This window comes from Rhodococcus sp. 05-339-2, from assembly GCF_002258965.1.
Lineage (GTDB): Bacteria > Actinomycetota > Actinomycetes > Mycobacteriales > Mycobacteriaceae > Rhodococcoides.
The window spans coordinates 599,384-616,064 of the sequence record NZ_NOYW01000004.1 but is presented as its reverse complement, the minus strand read 5'-3'; the positions used below and the strand labels follow the sequence as shown (position 1 = coordinate 616,064).

At 65.1% G+C, this 16,681-nt stretch carries 16 protein-coding genes; 5 read left to right on the top strand and 11 right to left on the bottom strand.

Translation table 11 applies throughout. The annotated features are described in order from the left end of the window. The 3 genes from CH273_RS03995 to CH273_RS03985 are packed head-to-tail and all read right to left on the bottom strand — an operon-like array spanning nt 1 to nt 2,472. Nucleotides 1-879 carry a branched-chain amino acid ABC transporter permease gene (locus CH273_RS03995; protein ID WP_032396640.1) on the bottom strand — a complete coding sequence of 293 codons (879 nt, stop codon included), beginning with the start codon at nt 877-879 and terminating at the stop codon, nt 1-3. 26 nt (nt 880-905) lie between these two features. Further along, entirely contained in the window at nt 906-1,628 is a 723-nt protein-coding gene (locus CH273_RS03990; protein ID WP_032396639.1) for an ABC transporter ATP-binding protein, read from the bottom strand. Beyond that, nucleotides 1,618-2,472 (bottom strand): ABC transporter ATP-binding protein, encoded by an 855-nt coding sequence (locus tag CH273_RS03985; protein WP_230596923.1) that lies wholly within the window; start codon nt 2,470-2,472, stop codon nt 1,618-1,620. The genes CH273_RS03990 and CH273_RS03985 overlap by 11 nt, the downstream gene beginning before the upstream one ends. 148 nt (nt 2,473-2,620) lie before the next feature. On the opposite strand from CH273_RS03985, the gene CH273_RS03980 reads away from it, so the two are divergent. From CH273_RS03980 to CH273_RS03965, 4 genes are all read left to right on the top strand, one after another. Continuing rightward, on the top strand, nt 2,621-3,925 hold the full coding sequence (locus CH273_RS03980) for a PucR family transcriptional regulator (RefSeq protein WP_306436882.1): 1,305 nt from the start codon (nt 2,621-2,623) through the stop codon (nt 3,923-3,925). Nucleotides 3,926-4,154: 229 nt separating this feature from the next. Then, on the top strand, nt 4,155-6,464 hold the full coding sequence (locus CH273_RS03975; RefSeq protein WP_179275415.1) for a VanW family protein: 2,310 nt from the start codon (nt 4,155-4,157) through the stop codon (nt 6,462-6,464). A gap of 150 nt (nt 6,465-6,614) precedes the next feature. After that, nucleotides 6,615-7,106 (top strand): flavin reductase family protein, encoded by a 492-nt coding sequence (locus tag CH273_RS03970; RefSeq protein ID WP_032396637.1) that lies wholly within the window; start codon nt 6,615-6,617, stop codon nt 7,104-7,106. 527 nt (nt 7,107-7,633) lie between these two features. Then, nucleotides 7,634-8,620, top strand: coding sequence for a hypothetical protein (locus CH273_RS03965; protein WP_094637949.1), 987 nt, complete (start codon nt 7,634-7,636; stop codon nt 8,618-8,620). Nucleotides 8,621-8,854: 234 nt separating this feature from the next. On the opposite strand, the gene CH273_RS03960 is transcribed toward CH273_RS03965, so the two are convergent. The 3 genes from CH273_RS03960 to CH273_RS03950 form a co-directional block, all read right to left on the bottom strand. Then, nucleotides 8,855-10,690, bottom strand: a complete 1,836-nt coding sequence (locus CH273_RS03960; RefSeq protein ID WP_032396636.1) for an acyl-CoA dehydrogenase — start codon at nt 10,688-10,690, stop codon at nt 8,855-8,857. Nucleotides 10,691-10,769: 79 nt separating this feature from the next. After that, nucleotides 10,770-11,393 (bottom strand): class I SAM-dependent methyltransferase, encoded by a 624-nt coding sequence (locus CH273_RS03955; protein ID WP_032396635.1) that lies wholly within the window; start codon nt 11,391-11,393, stop codon nt 10,770-10,772. Nucleotides 11,394-11,416: 23 nt separating this feature from the next. Continuing rightward, nucleotides 11,417-12,505: a DUF4185 domain-containing protein gene (locus CH273_RS03950; protein WP_032397238.1), complete on the bottom strand. Its 1,089-nt coding sequence runs from the start codon at nt 12,503-12,505 to the stop codon at nt 11,417-11,419. A gap of 159 nt (nt 12,506-12,664) precedes the next feature. Here CH273_RS03950 and CH273_RS03945 point away from each other — a divergent pair, with 159 nt between their 5' ends. Further along, nucleotides 12,665-13,099 (top strand): MarR family winged helix-turn-helix transcriptional regulator, encoded by a 435-nt coding sequence (locus CH273_RS03945; protein ID WP_032396634.1) that lies wholly within the window; start codon nt 12,665-12,667, stop codon nt 13,097-13,099. Between the two features lie 6 nt (nt 13,100-13,105). On the opposite strand, the gene CH273_RS27590 is transcribed toward CH273_RS03945, so the two are convergent. The 5 genes from CH273_RS27590 to CH273_RS03925 all read right to left on the bottom strand — a co-directional run bounded on the left by CH273_RS27590 (nt 13,106) and on the right by CH273_RS03925 (nt 16,608). Further along, on the bottom strand, nt 13,106-13,267 hold the full coding sequence (locus CH273_RS27590) for a hypothetical protein (RefSeq protein WP_176459095.1): 162 nt from the start codon (nt 13,265-13,267) through the stop codon (nt 13,106-13,108). A 195-nt stretch (nt 13,268-13,462) separates the two neighbouring features. Continuing rightward, nucleotides 13,463-14,113 carry a TIGR04282 family arsenosugar biosynthesis glycosyltransferase gene (locus CH273_RS03940; RefSeq protein ID WP_032396633.1) on the bottom strand — a complete coding sequence of 217 codons (651 nt, stop codon included), beginning with the start codon at nt 14,111-14,113 and terminating at the stop codon, nt 13,463-13,465. Further along, the gene (locus CH273_RS03935) at nt 14,110-14,763 is read right to left on the bottom strand and encodes a glycosyltransferase (RefSeq protein ID WP_032396632.1); all 654 of its coding nucleotides are present in this window, start codon (nt 14,761-14,763) and stop codon (nt 14,110-14,112) included. Before CH273_RS03935 ends, CH273_RS03940 begins: the two co-directional genes overlap by 4 nt. Then, entirely contained in the window at nt 14,756-15,814 is a 1,059-nt protein-coding gene (locus tag CH273_RS03930) for an NAD-dependent epimerase/dehydratase family protein (RefSeq protein WP_032396631.1), read from the bottom strand. Before CH273_RS03930 ends, CH273_RS03935 begins: the two co-directional genes overlap by 8 nt. Beyond that, nucleotides 15,811-16,608, bottom strand: coding sequence for an S-methyl-5'-thioadenosine phosphorylase (locus tag CH273_RS03925; protein ID WP_032397237.1), 798 nt, complete (start codon nt 16,606-16,608; stop codon nt 15,811-15,813). The genes CH273_RS03930 and CH273_RS03925 overlap by 4 nt, the downstream gene beginning before the upstream one ends. Nucleotides 16,609-16,681: the final 73 nt, after the last annotated feature.

Below are 16,681 nucleotides of genomic sequence, written 5' to 3'. Positions count from 1 at the left end.
TCACACCCTCCTGGCCGCGGAGCTGGCGAACAACCCGCTCGGTCGCAACAGAAGAACGACGATCAGGATCACCAATGCTGCGCTGGAGACCAGATCCTGACCGAGATAGCCACTGACGAAACTCAGCCCTACGCCCATCAGCAGGCCACCGACGACTGCGCCCGCCGGGCTGTCCAGTCCGCCGAGAACCGCTGCGACGAAACCGAATACGACGATCGAGTCCATGTAGCCCGGGTGCACCAGCGAGCCGCCTGCGATGAGCAGTCCGGCCAGCGAACCGACCACTGCGGCCAGCGCCCAACCGAGAGTGAGCATTCGACTCACGCGCACGCCGAGGAGTTTGGCGACCTCCTGCTCGAAGGCGCTCGCACGCATCTTCAGTCCCAGATCGGTGAACCGGAAGAGCAGGATCAGCAATCCCAGGACCACGAGGACGGCGAGGATCTTGAAGATGTCGTACCCGGTCAACGCCACGTTCACGTCGCCGATCCGCTGGCCGGTGAGGCCGAACGGCGCAGGGAACGAACGGAATTGGTTGCCGAAGACGATGGCGGCCACCGCGTGGATGATGATGAACAACCCGAGCGTGAGAATGACCGGGTTGATGTGCGACGAGCTGTCGACGAATCGGATGACGAGTCGCTCCGTCAAGGCTCCCAGGAGCAGGCCGCACAGGAGCGCGACCCCGAATCCGATCCAGTACGAGTAGCCGGCGTCGATGACGACCAGTGCCACGTACGTGGTGATCATGGCCATCGGGGCCTGTGCGAAGTTGACGATGCGGGTCGATCGCCAGATGAGTACGAGGGCGAGCGCGAACGCGGCGTAGATCATGCCTGTGGTCACGCCGTTGATGAGGATGGTGAGCAGTTGTTGCACTGTGGCTGGCGTCCTTTCGGCTTGCTCTAGAACCCGAGGTAGGCGTGTCGGAGGGCGTCGTCCCCGGCCAAGGTGTCGGCGGGGCCTTCCACCGCGACCTTGCCCAGATCGAGTACGACGGCATGTTCGGCGATCGACAGAGCGCTGCGGGCGTTCTGTTCGACGAGTACGACGGTCATCGACTCGGAGTCGACGAGTCCGCGCAACGTCTCGAATATCTGCGCAGCGACCTTCGGCGCGAGTCCGAGTGACGGCTCGTCGAGCAGAAGTACCGACGGTGTCGCCATCAGCGCCCGGCCGATCACGAGCATCTGTCGCTCGCCGCCGGACAGGGTGTGCGCCGAGGATGTTCGACGACCGGTCAGGGGCGGAAACATGTCGTAGATGCGGTCGAGGGTGACGGCGTCGTGACTTCGGTTGCGTCCCATCGCGCCGAGTCGAAGATTCTCGTCGACGGTCAACTCGGCGATCACGCCCCGACCCTCGGGAACGTGCGCAAGACCTTTGCGGGACATCCGATCCGGTGCAACGCCGACGATGTCGACCCCGGCGAGTTCGATCCTCCCCGATACCGGTTTCAGCAACCCCGAGATGGTGCGCAGCAGGGTCGTCTTTCCTGCTCCGTTCGCGCCGAGGACGGCGGTGACAGCTCCCGCCGTGACGGTCATCGACACCGAGTCGAGGGCGGTGACCGGTCCGTATCGAACGGTCAGATCGGTGATCGTCAGATGCGCCGCGTCAGTCTTCATGTGCCACTTCGTTTCCGAGATAAGCAGCGAGCACGGCCGGATCCTCGCGAATCTCGTCGGGCGTTCCCTGAGCGATCACCTTGCCGAAATCGAGCACGTAGATCCGGTCGCACACACTCATGACCAGATCCATGTGATGCTCGACGAGCATGACCGATGTTGCGGGTCTTTCCGGTTCGGAGCCGGTCGATGCCGCCGGGGTGGGGCCTGCGGAACGACCCGTCGACGTTGCGAGCGCACGGATCTCGTCGCCGAGTTCGCTCATCTCGTCACTGGACAGTCCCGAGGCGGGTTCGTCGAGCAGGAGCAGTGTCGGTTCGCTCACCAGGGCGCGTGCCAGTGCGACGCGTTTACGCACCGCGTACGGCAGGCTCGGTGGCAGTCGGTACGCGTAGTCGTCGATTCGCAGCCGTTCGAGGGTGGCCATTGCGGTCGAGCTGACCGCGGCATCGTCGGATGCGCTCGACGGTAGGCCGAGCAGGCCCGCGAGGATTCCGGTGTGCGCTGTTCGATCTGCACCGACCATGACGTTGTCGAGAACCGTCATCCGATCGAACAGCCCGAGTCCCTGCAGTGTTCGGCTCATACCGAGTCGGGGGAGGTCGTGCGGTCGTAGTCGAGTCAGCGTGTCGCCGTGTCGTCCGAGTGTTCCCGATTGCGGTCGGACGAGTCCGCACGCAACGTTGAACAGCGTCGTCTTGCCTGCGCCGTTGGGTCCGATGACGCCGAGGACTTCGCCGGGTCGCACCTCGAGACTGACTCCGGACAGCGCGACGATTCCGCCGAACGACACTTCGATGTCCGTCATGGTGAGGACCGGGTCCAACGTGTCGAGAGAGTTCAAGTGATCCACCTCACAATCTGTTGCGTTCACTATGGTGCGTTTCGCACAACGGGCGATATGGGCGCTGCGCACAGAATGTTTGGGTCCCTGGGCACCAGTAACGGTCAAATCGACCTGCCATGTGGGCTCAGTGCGCAAAACTGTGCAGGTGGGAGCTCCCGATGGTCGACGCGGATCCGCGCGTTCGGCTGCCCGGGGCGCGGTGACGGACGCCGACCAGGAGCAGATCCGCCGTGCATGGGCAGCCCTGACGTCACGGGCGGATTCGATCGCGGACTCCATCACGCTCGCATTGATCGAGCAGGAACCTGGCTACTTGGCCAGTTCCACTCCGGACATCGCGGGCGAGATTCGTCGAAGCACTCGCGAGCACATCAATCAGGGGCTCCGCACCCTGTCGGGGCTGACCGCCGCGGGTGACAACGCGCGCGAGGTATGGCGCCGTACCGGCAGAGAGCGTGCGCGCCAGGGAATTCCGATGGAGTTGGTGCTCAAGGCGTACACGCTGGGGAGTCGGACGCTGTGGGAGGAGCTGATGCTCGAGCGCGAGCAGTGCCGCACCAGCATCGACGAGCATCTGCTGCTCGTGGCCGGGCAACAGCTGTGGCGCGCGCTCGACAGCCAGTACGAAACACTCGTCGAGGCATACCGGCAGGAAAGCGCCCGGATGCAGCAGCGCGATCTCGCCCACGTGCTGGTGATACTCGACGGCCTTCGATCGGGGCGGGGCGGTGATCCAGCGTTCGTCATGGAAGCGCGTGCCACCCTTGGTCTTTCGGCATCGCAGCAAATCGCGTGTGTCGTCGGTCCGCTCGACGATCAAGGGTCGCCGCCGCTCCCGGCACCGGAAGACGCGATGGATCAGATCGGTGCGGTCTCGCATTGGAACACCAGGGACGGCCACCAGTTCGCGCTCGTCGCACTCGGAACGGGATCGTGGCACTCCGTCGTCGACGCACTCGCAGCTCGGGCGGTCGGGCCCGTGGGGGTCGCGCATTCGCCGGAGGGCCTGTCGTCGTTCGCTGCGGCGTATCGCCTCGCGGCATTGACGGCCGAGACCATCACCGAAGACAGTGGCGTGGCGTTGGCGACGGACCGACTGCCCCGCGTGATCATGGCGGCCGATGATCGATCGTCGGAATTGCTGGTCCGCCATGCTCTGGGAAAGCTGTGGACGCACCCGGAGCCGCATCGAGGAACTCTTCTCGACACCCTGGCGCACATGCTCGCGTCGGACGGCTCGCCCACCAACGCCGCCAAGGCGCTCTACTGCCACCGCAACACCGTGATCTACCGGGTCCACCGAATCGAGGAGTTGACCGGTCAGGATCTGACCGATCCGCGAGATCGGCTTCTCCTCACTCTCGCGCTGGTCAGAACCGGACATTGGGCCCGAGCCGTCGGGCAAGGGGACAGCTCGACGACCCCTGGATCATTCAACCGAATGAAATGACGAGACAATTTCGCGGTCGTTGTAACGGCGTGCCGCAGTGGGCCTATATTCCCAGTGGCTCCGTGCTGCTGCCTGACCCCCGACCCGGCAGCAGCACGGGGCCTTTACTCGTCTCTGTGCCGATGGTCTCCGAAGTGAGCGGCACCGTTCGGTTTGCGTAAGCTCGTGCGAGGGGTACGCCGGGCAGAAGGGCGGAACACAACCAACGGTGGTCCTGGAAGGGTCGAACGTGAGCGAGGGCAACAGTAGGTCGGGTGGCGCGCCCAACGGTGCCGAACCGAAACCCGACGTACCGCCGTACGACGCTCCCACCGAGGTCTTCGGTGCGATCCGCGACGAGACCGACGGTCCGAAGCATTCCTCCGAGGCGGAGCAGCCTTCCGACGCGACATCCGATGTCGTCGATCCGGGGTCGGACGATGCCGAGTCGGCTGATGCCGAGTCCGTCGATGCCGAGTCGGTTGACGCCGAGTCCGTCGATGCTGAGTCGGTCGATCCAGGGTCGGTCGATGCAGACACAGTGGCCGCAGATCCGGTCGTCGACGAGGCCGAGTCCACCGACGCCGACGACGTGGGTCCCGGGGACGCCGCGCCCGATCAGATCCCGGCCCCGCAGCCGCCGCCCGCAGCCGACGAATCGCCGACCGTCGCGCAGCCCGTCGTTCCTGAGCAGCCTGTTGCTGCTGCAGAAGCTGGTGCTCCCACCGAGACCGTTGTTTCTCCCGAATCGGAGTCGCCGGCCGGACCACCTGTGATTCCGCCGGAGGATGGCTCGCCGCAGGCCGCCGACGGGTCCGGATTCGTGCCGCCGTGGCGGAAGATCGCGATCGGGACCGGCGCGGTGGTCGCCGTTCTCACGCTGCTGTACGCGGCGGATTGGATCACCTCCAGCGACCGAGTGCCCCGCGGCGTCACCGTCGCCGGGATCGAGGTCGGCGGCAAGAGTCACCCCGACGCCGAAGCCCTGTTGCGCTCGGAGCTGGGTGCGCGCGCCGAGCAGCCTGTGTCGGTCGACGTCGGCGATCGACAGGTCGAGATACTCCCGGCCGCCGCAGGCCTCGGTGTGGACTGGAACGCGACGCTCGACCGAGCCGGATCGCAGCCGATCAATCCGATCACTCGGCTGACGTCGTTGTTCGGCAGCCGCGAGATCGGCGTCGTGTCGACCACGGACGAGCAAGCGCTCACCGCTGCCGTCGACGGACTGCGCGTCGAGACCGACCGAGATCCTGTCGAGGGCGACGTGGTGTTCGACGGCAGCACACCGATTGCCGTCGCGCCGCTGTCCGGCCGGGTGCTCGACGCCGACGGCACGCGTCGAAACCTGCAGGCCGAATGGGCCTCGGGCGCAACGGAAGCGGCCTACGAAACAACACCCGTCACGGTGACTCAGGACGCCGTGGATCGCGCCTTCGCCGACATCGCCGTTCCTGCGGTCGAGGCACCGGTGACCGTAGCGGGCCGGCAGAACGTCGACGCGATCCTTCCGACGGATCGTGTGGGCGAAGTGCTGCGTTTCGACCCGGACGGCCAGGGCGGACTGACTCCGATCTACGACACCGACGTCGCCACAGGCATTCTCGCGCCGCAACTCGTGCGCACCGAGACGCCGCCGACGGACGCGTCGTTCACTTTCGCCGGTGGTGCCCCGACCGTCGTTCCCGGAGAGATGGGCGAGCTGGTCGAGTGGCGCAAGACTCTCGAACAATTGCCCGCGTTGCTGTCCGCCGACGGACCGCGCACCACCGAGGCGATCTACGAACCGGCCCCACCCGCTCTCACCACCGAGGCCGCACAGAATCTCGGGGTGCGAGAAGTGATCGCCGAGTACACCACCGGCGGGTTCGAGTACGCGTCCGGCGTCAATATCGGGCTGACGGCGCAGATCGTGAACGGTGCGCTCGTGAAGCCGAAAGAGACGTTCTCGCTCAACGGGTACACCGGTCCGCGAGGCAGCGCGCAGGGCTTCGTGGAGTCGGGGATCATCGACAACGGCCGACCCGATCGCGCAATCGGCGGCGGCATCAGCCAATTTGCGACGACGCTCTACAACGCGTCGTACTTCGCCGGTATGGAAGACACCGATCACACCGAACACAGCTACTACATCAGCCGATACCCCGAAGCGCGCGAAGCGACGGTTTTCGAAGGTGCCATCGACCTGAAGTTCACCAACCCGAACGACACCGGCGTGGTCATCGAATCGTTCGCCGACTCGTCCAGCGTCACCGTCCGACTGTGGGGAACGAAAACGGTCGACGTCGAATCGATCACCGGTTCGCGAACCAATTTCACCTCACCGAACACGGTGACATTGCCTGCAGGCGCAGGCTGCGTCGCCTCCGGCGGGGGCCAGGGATTCACCGCCAGCGACACCAGGGTGATCAGCGATGCCGCGTCGGGCAGGGAAATTTCACGGAACACCAGAACAGTGAAGTACGACCCGATCCCCATCGTGCGGTGCGTTCAGCCCGATCGCCCGGACCCCGCTCCGGCACCCGCAGCGGACCCCGCTCCGGAACCGGACGAAGACGAGTGATGCCGCACCCGCGCGCCGACGGTTCGAATCATGGCGATTCGGACTGTGGCGTCGCCGCCCGATCGGGTGTTTGCTTGCACTAGGTGTTCGCTCGACAGAATTGCGCCCACGCGGGGGTGCACCACAAGATCGGAAGGGGAGCTTCGTCCAATGTCGCTCACACGTACCGTCCTCGATCAGCAGACGCTTCGCGAGGCGTACGCGCAGTTCCCGAGCGGCGTCGTCGCAATCGCCGCGAAGATCGACGGTGTCATGGTGGGCTTGGCGGCCAGCAGCTTCGTCTCGGTGTCCATCGACCCGCCGTTCGTCGCGGTATGCATCCAGAACACGTCGACGACCTGGCCAAAACTCGAATTGGCACCCAACATCGGCGTCAGCGTTCTCGGCGAGGCACACAACGACGCCGTCCGTACCCTGGCCGCCAAGACCGGTGACCGGTTCGCCGGCCTCGATCTCACCGTCACCGACGGGGGCGCAGCCTTCATCGTCGGTGCCACCGCCTGGCTGGACACTACCATCGAACAGCAAATCCCCGCGGGCGACCACGCAATAGTGTTGCTGCGCATACATTCCCTGGACGTGCAAAGCGAAGTGAACCCAATCGTGTTCCACGGCAGCAAGTTTCGCAAACTGCAGCAATAGTCCTTCGTTTCGCTCGGCCTAGTGGGTTCGGCCTCGCTGGCCCTGGTTGCGTACCTGTTCGCCTCGGGATTTCGCAAACGCGCGCGCATTTGCCGAACGCGCGCGAATTGGTGGCCGGATCGGGGGTCATTGTGCGCGCGTCTGACGACTGCGTGCGCGTTTGTTCGTGGTCGGCCCCGGGGGTTCGGTCTTGCTGGCCCCGGGTTGCGTACCTGTTCGCCTCGGGATTTCGCAAACGCGCGCGCGTTTGTCGAGCGCGCGCGAATTGGTGGCCGGATCGGGGGTCATTGTGCGCGCGTCTGACGACTGCGTGCGCGTTTGTTCCTGCTCGGCCCCGCGGGTTCGGCCTTGCTGGCCCTGGGTTGCGTACCGTCTCGCCTCGGGATTTCGCAAACGCGCGCGCGTTTGCGCAACGAACGGTGGGCGAACTGGTACCCCCGTACCTGTATTCATCCACAGGTCCTGAGTTGTGCACAGGTGGCTACTTTTCTTCTCGAGACGTCGCGCGCGTAGTCGAAACTCGCAGAATGAAGGATCACCGAATGGTGCGACGCTCGGAGGCGCTCGCCGACGGCCACGCCGATCACGAGTTACGGGCGCTGTACGAACGCGGGGGCTGGGAGCGTCTGGTGAACGGCGTCTACGTTCCGTCGTCCAGGCTTGCCGGCCTCTCGGAGCAGGGACGTCATCGGCTGTTGATCGACGCCGTACTTCCGACAATTGCCGAGGGCAGCGCCCTCAGTCATCGATCTGCAGCACTGCTGTACGAATTACCCTTACCCGCAGGGGGATTCGACAAGGTGCACGTCACTCGACATCGCCGCGGCGGAGGTCGCGCGAACGCAGCGGTGATCGTGCACTGTGCGCCGTGGGTGCCGTACGCGACCGTCGACGGAATTTCCGTGACCTCGCTGGCGCGGACGGTTGTCGACCTTGCTCGTACCGAGCCCCTTGTGTCGGCGGTGATTGCCGGTGACGCGGCTCTGAAGCGCTGCGATCCACAGGAGCTCGACGCGGAGTTGCAGCGTGCTCGGGGATGGAAAGGTGTGGCGCAGGCGCGGCGAGCCGTCTCTCTCATGGACGGGCGAAGCGAAAACCCTGGCGAATCTCAGAGTCGAATCATGCTGCGCGAGAACGGATTCTCTGTGGAGTCGCAGGTGGAGATCCTGGATCCGGATGGGCGGGCGCTGGCGCGAATCGACTGGCTGGTCAACGGCGTTGTTGTGTGCGAATTCGATGGTAAAGCCAAGTACACCAAGTACCTACGGGAGGATGAGAACCCCGGCGACGTGGTGTTCAGGGAGAAAGTGCGGGAGGACGCCGTACGCGATCTCGGCTATCCCGTGGTGCGCTGGACCTGGGCAGACCTGGCGAATCCGGCGGAGGTGGTGGCACGTGTAGCTCGAGCCGTGGAGCGGGCTGCTGCCCTGCCACCACCGCGAGGGAGCGTGCGGAGTACGCCGTCTGGCCGGCAAACGCGCGCGCATTTGCTGAACGCGCGCGAAATTGCCTGAGGATCCTGCAGAATTCGCGCGCATCTGACGAATGCGCGCGCGTTTGCGGCAGCCGGAAGCCGTAACTCTCGCAACCCGGACGAATGCGCGCGCGTTTGCGCCAGCCGGGACCCGTAACTCCGCCACGTCAACAAATGCGCGCGCGTTTGCGGCAACCGATCCCATCCCACCATCCCCACCACATGGCAACGGCCGCACCCGAGAACAGGTGCGGCCGTTGACGATGTCAGGGAATCAGAATGCTGCTTCGTCGAGTTCCATGATGTCGTTGTCGATGTTGGTGAGGATTGCTCGGGTGGAGGTGAGCTGCGGGAGGATGTTCTTGGCGAAGAACGAGGCCACGGCGACCTTGCCTTCGTAGAACGCCTTGTCCTTGCCCTCTGCACCGTTGTCGAGTGCGGCGATGGCGATTTCGGACTGACGCAGCAGCAGCCAGCCGATGAGCAGGTCACCGAAGCCCATGAGGAAGCGCACCGATGCCAGGCCGACCTTGTACAGCTCGGTGGGCTGGTCCTGTGCGCCCATGAGGTGCTGGGTCATCGAGGTGACGATGGCCTGCACGTCTTCGAGTGCGGTGGCGAGCAGTGCGCGCTCGGCCTTGAGTCGGCCGTTGCCTGCTTCGCTGTCGATGAACGACTTGATCTGTCCGGCAACGTGAGCCAGCGCCACGCCGCGGTCGCGGGCGATCTTGCGGAAGAAGAAGTCCTGCGCCTGGATGGCGGTGGTTCCCTCGTACAGCGAGTCGATCTTGGCGTCACGGATGTACTGCTCGAGCGGGTAGTCCTGGAGGAAGCCGGAGCCGCCCAGGGTCTGCAGGGACTCCGCGAGTACCTGGTAGGCGATTTCGGAGCCGACGCCCTTGACGATGGGCAGCAGGAGGTCGTTGACGCGGTACGCGATGTCGGTGTCTGCGTCCGAGACCTGCTTGGCGGTGATCGGATCCTGGTGTGCGGCGGTGTAGAGGTACACCGCGCGCAGGCCCTCCGAGTACGCCTTCTGCATCATGAGGCTGCGACGCACGTCGGGGTGGTGGGTGATGGTGACGCGAGGGGCGGTCTTGTCGGTCATCTGCGTCAGGTCAGCGCCCTGGACGCGCTCCTTGGCGTACTCGAGTGCGTTGAGGTAGCCGGTGGAGAGAGTGCCGATTGCCTTGGTGCCGACCATCATTCGAGCGTGCTCGATGACGTCGAACATCTGCGCGATGCCCTTGTGGACCTCGCCGACGAGCCAGCCCTTGGCGGGGACGCCATGGCCACCGAAGGTGAGCTCGCAGGTGGCGGAGGCCTTGAGGCCCATCTTGTGCTCGACGCCGGTGACGAATGCGCCGTTGCGCTCGCCCAGTTCGCCCTTCTCGAAGTCGAAGAGGATGGACGGTACGAAGAACAGGCTCAGGCCCTTGGTGCCCGGTCCGGCACCCTCGGGACGCGCAAGTACCAGGTGGAAGATGTTCTCGAACAGGTCGTCGGAGACAGCCGAGGTGATGAAGCGCTTGACGCCTTCGATGTGCCACGAGCCGTCGTCCTGCTTGATGGCCTTGGTGCGGCCTGCGCCGACGTCGGATCCGGCGTCGGGCTCGGTGAGCACCATCGTGGCACCCCAGCCGCGCTCGACGATGACCTTGGCCCATTCCTTCTGCTCATCGGTTCCGTTGTGGAACAGGATGTTCGCGAAGCCGGGGCCTGCGGAGTACATGAATGCTGCGGGCTGCGAGCCGAGAAGCATCTCGTTGATGCCCCACAGGAGGTTGCGAGGGGCTGCCATGCCGCCGACTTCTTCGTCGAGGCCGACACGCCACCACTCACCGTCGTAGAGCGCCTTGAACGACTTCTTGAAGGAGTCGGGCAGCTTCAGGCTGTGGGTTTCGGGGTCGAACACGGGCGGGTTGCGGTCGGCGTCCGCGAAGGACTCGGCCAGCGGTCCCTCGGCCAGGCGAACGACCTCGCGCAGCATGTCGCGGGCAACTTCGCCGTCCATGTCGCCGAAGTTGTCGCCTTCGAGGGTCTCGTCGAGTCCGAAGAGCTCGAAGAGGTTGAACTCGAGGTCCCGAAGGTTGCTCTTGTAATGGCCCATTGCTCGTTCGCTCTCCAGTCGGTGGTGCGGTCTCGTAAGTACCGCCCAAGTTAGCTACTCGTCGGTAACATAGGGGATGTTACCCCCGATCCGCTGTGCTGCCAAGGGGAGACCTACTCGCCAGTAGCAGTGCGTCCACGGCTGTGCCCTCGCTCACGTCGCGGTAGCGGTTCTCGGCAGTGACGATGGTCAATCGCGAGTCGATGTCCGCCGTCAAATCCTCAGGCGTGTAGAGGATTTCGGATTCCTGTGGTCCACCGGTGCCTGTCTCGATGTTGTCGGTGTGGTGCCCGAGAATCATGAGGATTCCATCAGGTTTCAGCGCCGAAATTGCGGCGGACACGGCCGTGCGACGTGCCTCCGGGGGCAAGTGGAGGTACAACATGAGAACCAGGTCATAGTTCGGTTCGGTTGACAATTGCGTCACATCGGCGTGCACCCAGGTCAGGCGCTCGCGCACCGACCGAGGTGCCGAGGCGGCGACACGGCTGGCCCTGTCCAGTGCCGTCGAGGAGAAGTCGACGGCGTCGACGGTCCAGCCGCGGGTGGCCAACCAGATGGCGTTTCGGCCCTGACCGGACGCGAGATCGAGTGCCCGACCACGTTTCAGCGTCGTCGCGACTTCCACCAGCGTTGCGTTCGGTGCCTCGCCGTACACGAGTTCTCGGCCTTCGTACTTGCGATCCCAGTCTGCGGCGTCCACCCGGGGAAGCCTAGTGGGGGTTTCTACAGCGTCGCGCGCAGCAGCAGAACGTTGTAGTTCTGGTAGACCGTCGCCAGGAAGTACAGGTCGCGGCCGGTCGAGTAGGGGTGGATGTACGGCGCGTAGATGGAGCTGACCTCGCGGGTGTCGACCAGAACCTCCGGCGCGCTCCACGGCCCGACGGGCGACGGCGAGCGTCGCAGCACGATCGAGTTGGCGTTGTCGGTGGTCAGCATCAGGTACTGACCGAGGGTCGCGTTGTACGCGACGGAGAGTTCACCGACGCCCCCGACGATGGGTGCGGCTGCCGCCGGGTCGCCCTTCTTCCAGTCCTGGCCGGTCCAGTACTCGTACTCGCCGAGCCTGGCGATGTCCTGCTCCTTGACGCGAGCCACGTGACCGAGATTGAAGCGGCCGGGCGGGGTGCCGTACTGGTAGACGTAGCCGCCGTCCTTCAGGTACGCGCTCTGCTGGAAGTTGCGATCGCCGCCGACGCTCGGCCGCTGGGTCTCGGGTAGCGCTGCCCAGTTCTCCCCGTTGTCGTTCGACACTGCCAGGCCGGAGAAGTTGGTTTCCCAGGTTCCTGCGGGTCCCCAGTTCTTCACCGACATCAGGTTCAGGTACTGGCTGTCGCCGACGGCCACGCCTGCCGTGGGGATTCGGCTGATCTCGACGAACGGAATCTTGGGGCTGGGGACGACCTCTTTGGTCTGGCCGATCGGGTCGAGTACGACGCTGTCGAAGTTCATGCCGTCGGCGAGGTTTCGGTCGTTGCTCCGCACGATGGCGTTGCTGCGCCACGACCACAGGCTGCCCTGCAGCAGGTTGGGTACGCCGAGTCCGGCGGTATCGCCGAAAGCCGTCAGTACCTCGCCGCGGCCGTTGTCCCACATGATGCCGAGGTCGGTGCCGATCATGTTGACGTTCTGGGTGTTGTTGGGGCTCGACATCCCGGTCACCTGAGCGACGGCTTGTGCGCGGCCGTTCAGTTGCGGCAGCCCGAACGTGCCGTTGAGGCCGGCGATGGGGTTGACCGCGTTGGGATTGGCAAGTGCGTTGGGGCCGGTGACCAGCAGCGATGTGGCCGCGGAAATGACGGCAACGGTCAACATTCTGGAACCCACGCGACTCACGACGTTCTCCCCATTTCGATTCTCTCCCCGACAACCGGGAAGAACCATATCAGCGGTTTGTTCGAGAGGTAATAAGACGAGGTATCCGCTGTTTCGGGAAATCGGGCGATTGCACCTCGGTGTCGTAATCTGGACAGCGTGAGTTATCTGCCCGATTCCCGGCTGGCGAGGGATTTGTCCGTCAGCGCGATGCGGCTGAATCGGAGGCTCCGGCTGCGCCATTCCAGCGACAGATTGCCCGTCGCTCACCTGTCGATTCTGACGACGTTGCTCCGTGAGGGACCGATGACGACGGGCGAGTTGGCGGCGCGGGAGCGGATCAAGCCACCGTCGGTGTCCAGGTCGTCGCACGCCTTGGTCGAGTCGGGGCTGATATGCCGGGAGCCCCATCCGACGGACGGCAGGCAGGTGGTTCTGCGGCTGACCGATGCCGGGACTGCGACTGCGCGTCAGGAGGTCGCAGCTCGGGAGATCGCGCTCGCAGAGCAACTGGACGAGTTGACGCCGCAGCAGCGGGAGACACTGGCCGCGGCGGCCCGTATTCTGACGGAGATCGTCGAACGGGTCGACTGAACACCGTCAGTTCTCGTGGTGAACTTCGTGATCGAGAGCGTCGACGTCCCATTCGATGGTGGACCCCAATTCTTCGGAGTCACCCCGGCGCGCGACGCGGCCGAGGACGGTCGCGACGACTGTCGCGATCACCATCCATACGGCTACGCCTATCAACAACCCGGTCATGTCACACTTTCTAGCACCTGTGTCTGTGAAATCGCCGTGAAACGGTGGTTCGGATTTGTTGCGATTCGATATTGGTTGTTTACGGTCCGGCAATTCGGGCAGATCGAACGCGCTGTTCCACAACGGATGTGGAGATTTCGTGAAACCGGCCGAGTTCGGGTTGAAACAGACCTCTCGGAACGGATCGAGACCCGATCAATTACCCATTGCCATGACAGCAATACGGAATCTGCTGTTCGGTGCGCACAATTGCGCCACCGGGTCGAGATCGGACTCGAAGTCGACATCGCGCAATTCGGGGAGCATCGTGATCGACGCTCCTGCGGCGGTCAGAGCATCGAGAGTGTCGGTGCCCGTCGAGGGCGCAGACATGGGCACGTCGAGCAGGGACCGTGCCAGGTCGGGGTCACGCAGGCCCAGCGCCCACCAGCCACCGTCCTCGGCCGAGCCCAGCACGTCACTGCTGCCCAGTCGCGCCGCCGCGTCGGAGAGCAGTCGCGCCGTGACCTGGGGGGTGTCCATACCGATCTGCAGTACGGCACCGGAGGTGGCTGCGTCGGCGTGTGCATTCGCCAGTCGTTCGCCCAACCCGTCGCCGCGCTGCGCAATCACCGTGAACGACGCCAGAGCACGAGAGAGTTCGTCCGCGCGGGCCGCGTCGGCGAGGGAGCCGGTGAGGGCTACGACACGGCGGTCGACGTCGGCGGCCGCGACGGCGTCGAGGGTGTCCAGCAGCGAGGCTGCGGCCAGCTCGGCGGCAGCTTCGTCGCCGATCGTGGCGGCGAGGCGTGTCTTGGCCAGCCCGGGAACGGGGGCTTTGGCGACGACGAGAGCGGTGACGGTCACGAGAGCACCTTCCAGAAATCTCGCACGGCGACGATCGTCCCCTTCACCGAGCCGGAGACCTTGGACGTTCCTGCTGTCCGTGGCCGGTAGACCACGTCGTGTTCGACGACGGTCCAGCCGGCTTCGGCCGCCAGTACGAGCAACTGCAGCGGGTAGCCCGAGCGTCGGTCGGTGACGTCCAGGTCGAGCAGTGCCTGACGGCGTACTGCGCGGATCGCTCCCAGGTCGTGCACTGGCAGCTTGTACTTGGTGCGAAGTCGAAGTGCGAGAACGGCATTGCCGATCCTGGCGTGCAGGGGCGAGCTTCCCCTGTCCGGTCGACGGCGACCGACGGCGAGGTCCGCGTGATCCAGGGCCGCCACGAGGGTCGGTAGGTCGAGTGGATCCATCGAACCGTCACCGTCGAGGACGCAGACGATGTCGGTGTCGGCCGCGACGACGCCTGCATGAACTGCTGCACCGTAACCGGGCACCGATTCGGAGACCACCGTTGCTCCGTGGGCAGCGGCGACGGCGGCGGTGGCGTCGGTCGAGTTGTTGTCCACCACGATCGTCAGGTAGCCCGCCGGGACCGAATCGAGCACTGCCGGAAGCGATTCGGCCTCGTTCATGCAGGGGATGACGACTGTGACGGACTTCGGTTCAGACACGGGGCGGTCCCGTGCCTTCGGCGTCGCGCAGCGGTGCGTCGGCGAAGGCGGTGAGACCGTCCCTCGGCATGATCGTCGCGCGGAATCCCAGGGTCTGTTCGGCCAGCGCGGAACTGGCGACGATGTGCCGTACGTCGCCCGCGCGGTAGCGTCCGGTGATCTCGGGCGTCGGCCCGCCGCGTGCGTCGGCGAGGATGGTGGCGACCTCACCGATGGTGATCGGTTGTCCCGAGCAGACATTGAGGGCGGTGAAGCCGTCCAGCTCCGCCTCGATCGATGCGATGTTCGCGGCCGCCACGTCGTGCACGTGCACGAAATCGCGGGCCTGCTTGCCGTCCTCGTAGACCGTCGGGGCCCGACCGAGCTCGAGTGAAGACCGGAACATCGCCGCCACACCGGAGTACGGGGTGTTTCGCGGCATGTGCGGTCCGTACACGTTGTGGTACCGCAGTGCGATCACCGAGCCGCCCGTGGCGACCGCCCATGCGGAGGCGTAGTTCTCCTGTGCCAGCTTGCTCGCGGCGTAGGTACTTCTGGGCTCGAGCGTCGAATCCTCCTCGACCAGAAGCCAATCGAGAGGCTCGCCCGATATCGGGTCGCGATTGTCGAACAGTCCCGCGTCGAGGTCGGCTCGGGTGCGGGGCCGAGGAATCACCGTCTCACCGGAGGAGTTGAGATACCGCCCTTCGCCGTAGACGACCATCGACGACGCGAGAACCAGGCGCGAACACCCCGCCTCGTACATCGCAGCGAGCAGAACCGCCGTCCCGTAGTCGTTGTGACTGGCGTAGGCCGGGGCATCTGCGGCATCGACGCCCGCTCCGACGACTGCGGCCTGGTGACACACGACGTCCACCCCGCGCAATACGTCGACGAGCGAGTCCTTGTCTCGCACATCGAGATCGATGACCCCGTCGGCTCGCGCTCCTGGGCCGTGAGCCGACTCCAGCATGGCGTCGACAGCGACGATCTCGAGATCGGAATCGCGGGCGGCGTCGAGAATGTGGCCACCGATGAATCCGGCTGCGCCGGTGAGCAGTACCCGCGTCATGGCAGTTCGATCGGCAGCGTGAGGCCGGTGTGCACTCGGCACGTCGGGCAGTCACCGGTGGGAGCGTCGCGGACGGCCGAGCGCACCAGTGCTTTGAGCGGCTCGATGTTCTTCTGGAATTCGGCGAACACGTCCACTGCCTTGACGCCCTGGCCGGACTCGATGCCTGCGTCGAGGTCGGTCACCAATGCGATCGGCGCGTAGCAGAGTTCGAGTTCGCGAGCCAGGACCGCCTCGGGGTGGCCGGTCATGTTCACCAGCGTCCAACCCTGGCGGGCGAACCATTGGCTCTCGGCGCGCGTGGAGAACCGAGGACCTTCGACGACGACCATGACGCCGCCGTCGATCGCCGAGTCCTGGACAGCGGACTTCCTCAACGTGGGGCAGTATGGGTCTGCGAATTCGACGTGTATTCCGCCTTCGTCGAAGTAGGTCTGCGCACGCCCGGAGGTTCGGTCGACGAGTTGATCGGGGATCACGACTGTCCCCGGACCGTATTCGGACACCAGGGATCCGACCGCGCATGGGGCGAACACTCGGCTCACCCCGAGCATCCGCAGCGCCCACATGTTGGCGCGATACGGCAACGTGTGCGGTGAGTACTCGTGATTCCGGCCGTGTCTGGGCAGAAACGCGACTCGCCGACCTTCGACCTCACCCAATGTGATCGGGGCGCTCGGAGCGCCGTAGGGGGTGTCGAGCACGACCTCCTCGGCATCGTCGGCGAAGAACGAATAGAAGCCGCTGCCGCCGATGACGGCTATCTCGGCCCGTCCCTTCGCGTCGTTGTTCATCTGCTCATCCTCCATCACCGTCGGTCGATATGCTGGTCCGAAGTCGTGGTCGCCTCGAGTCCGCAGGGAGAAA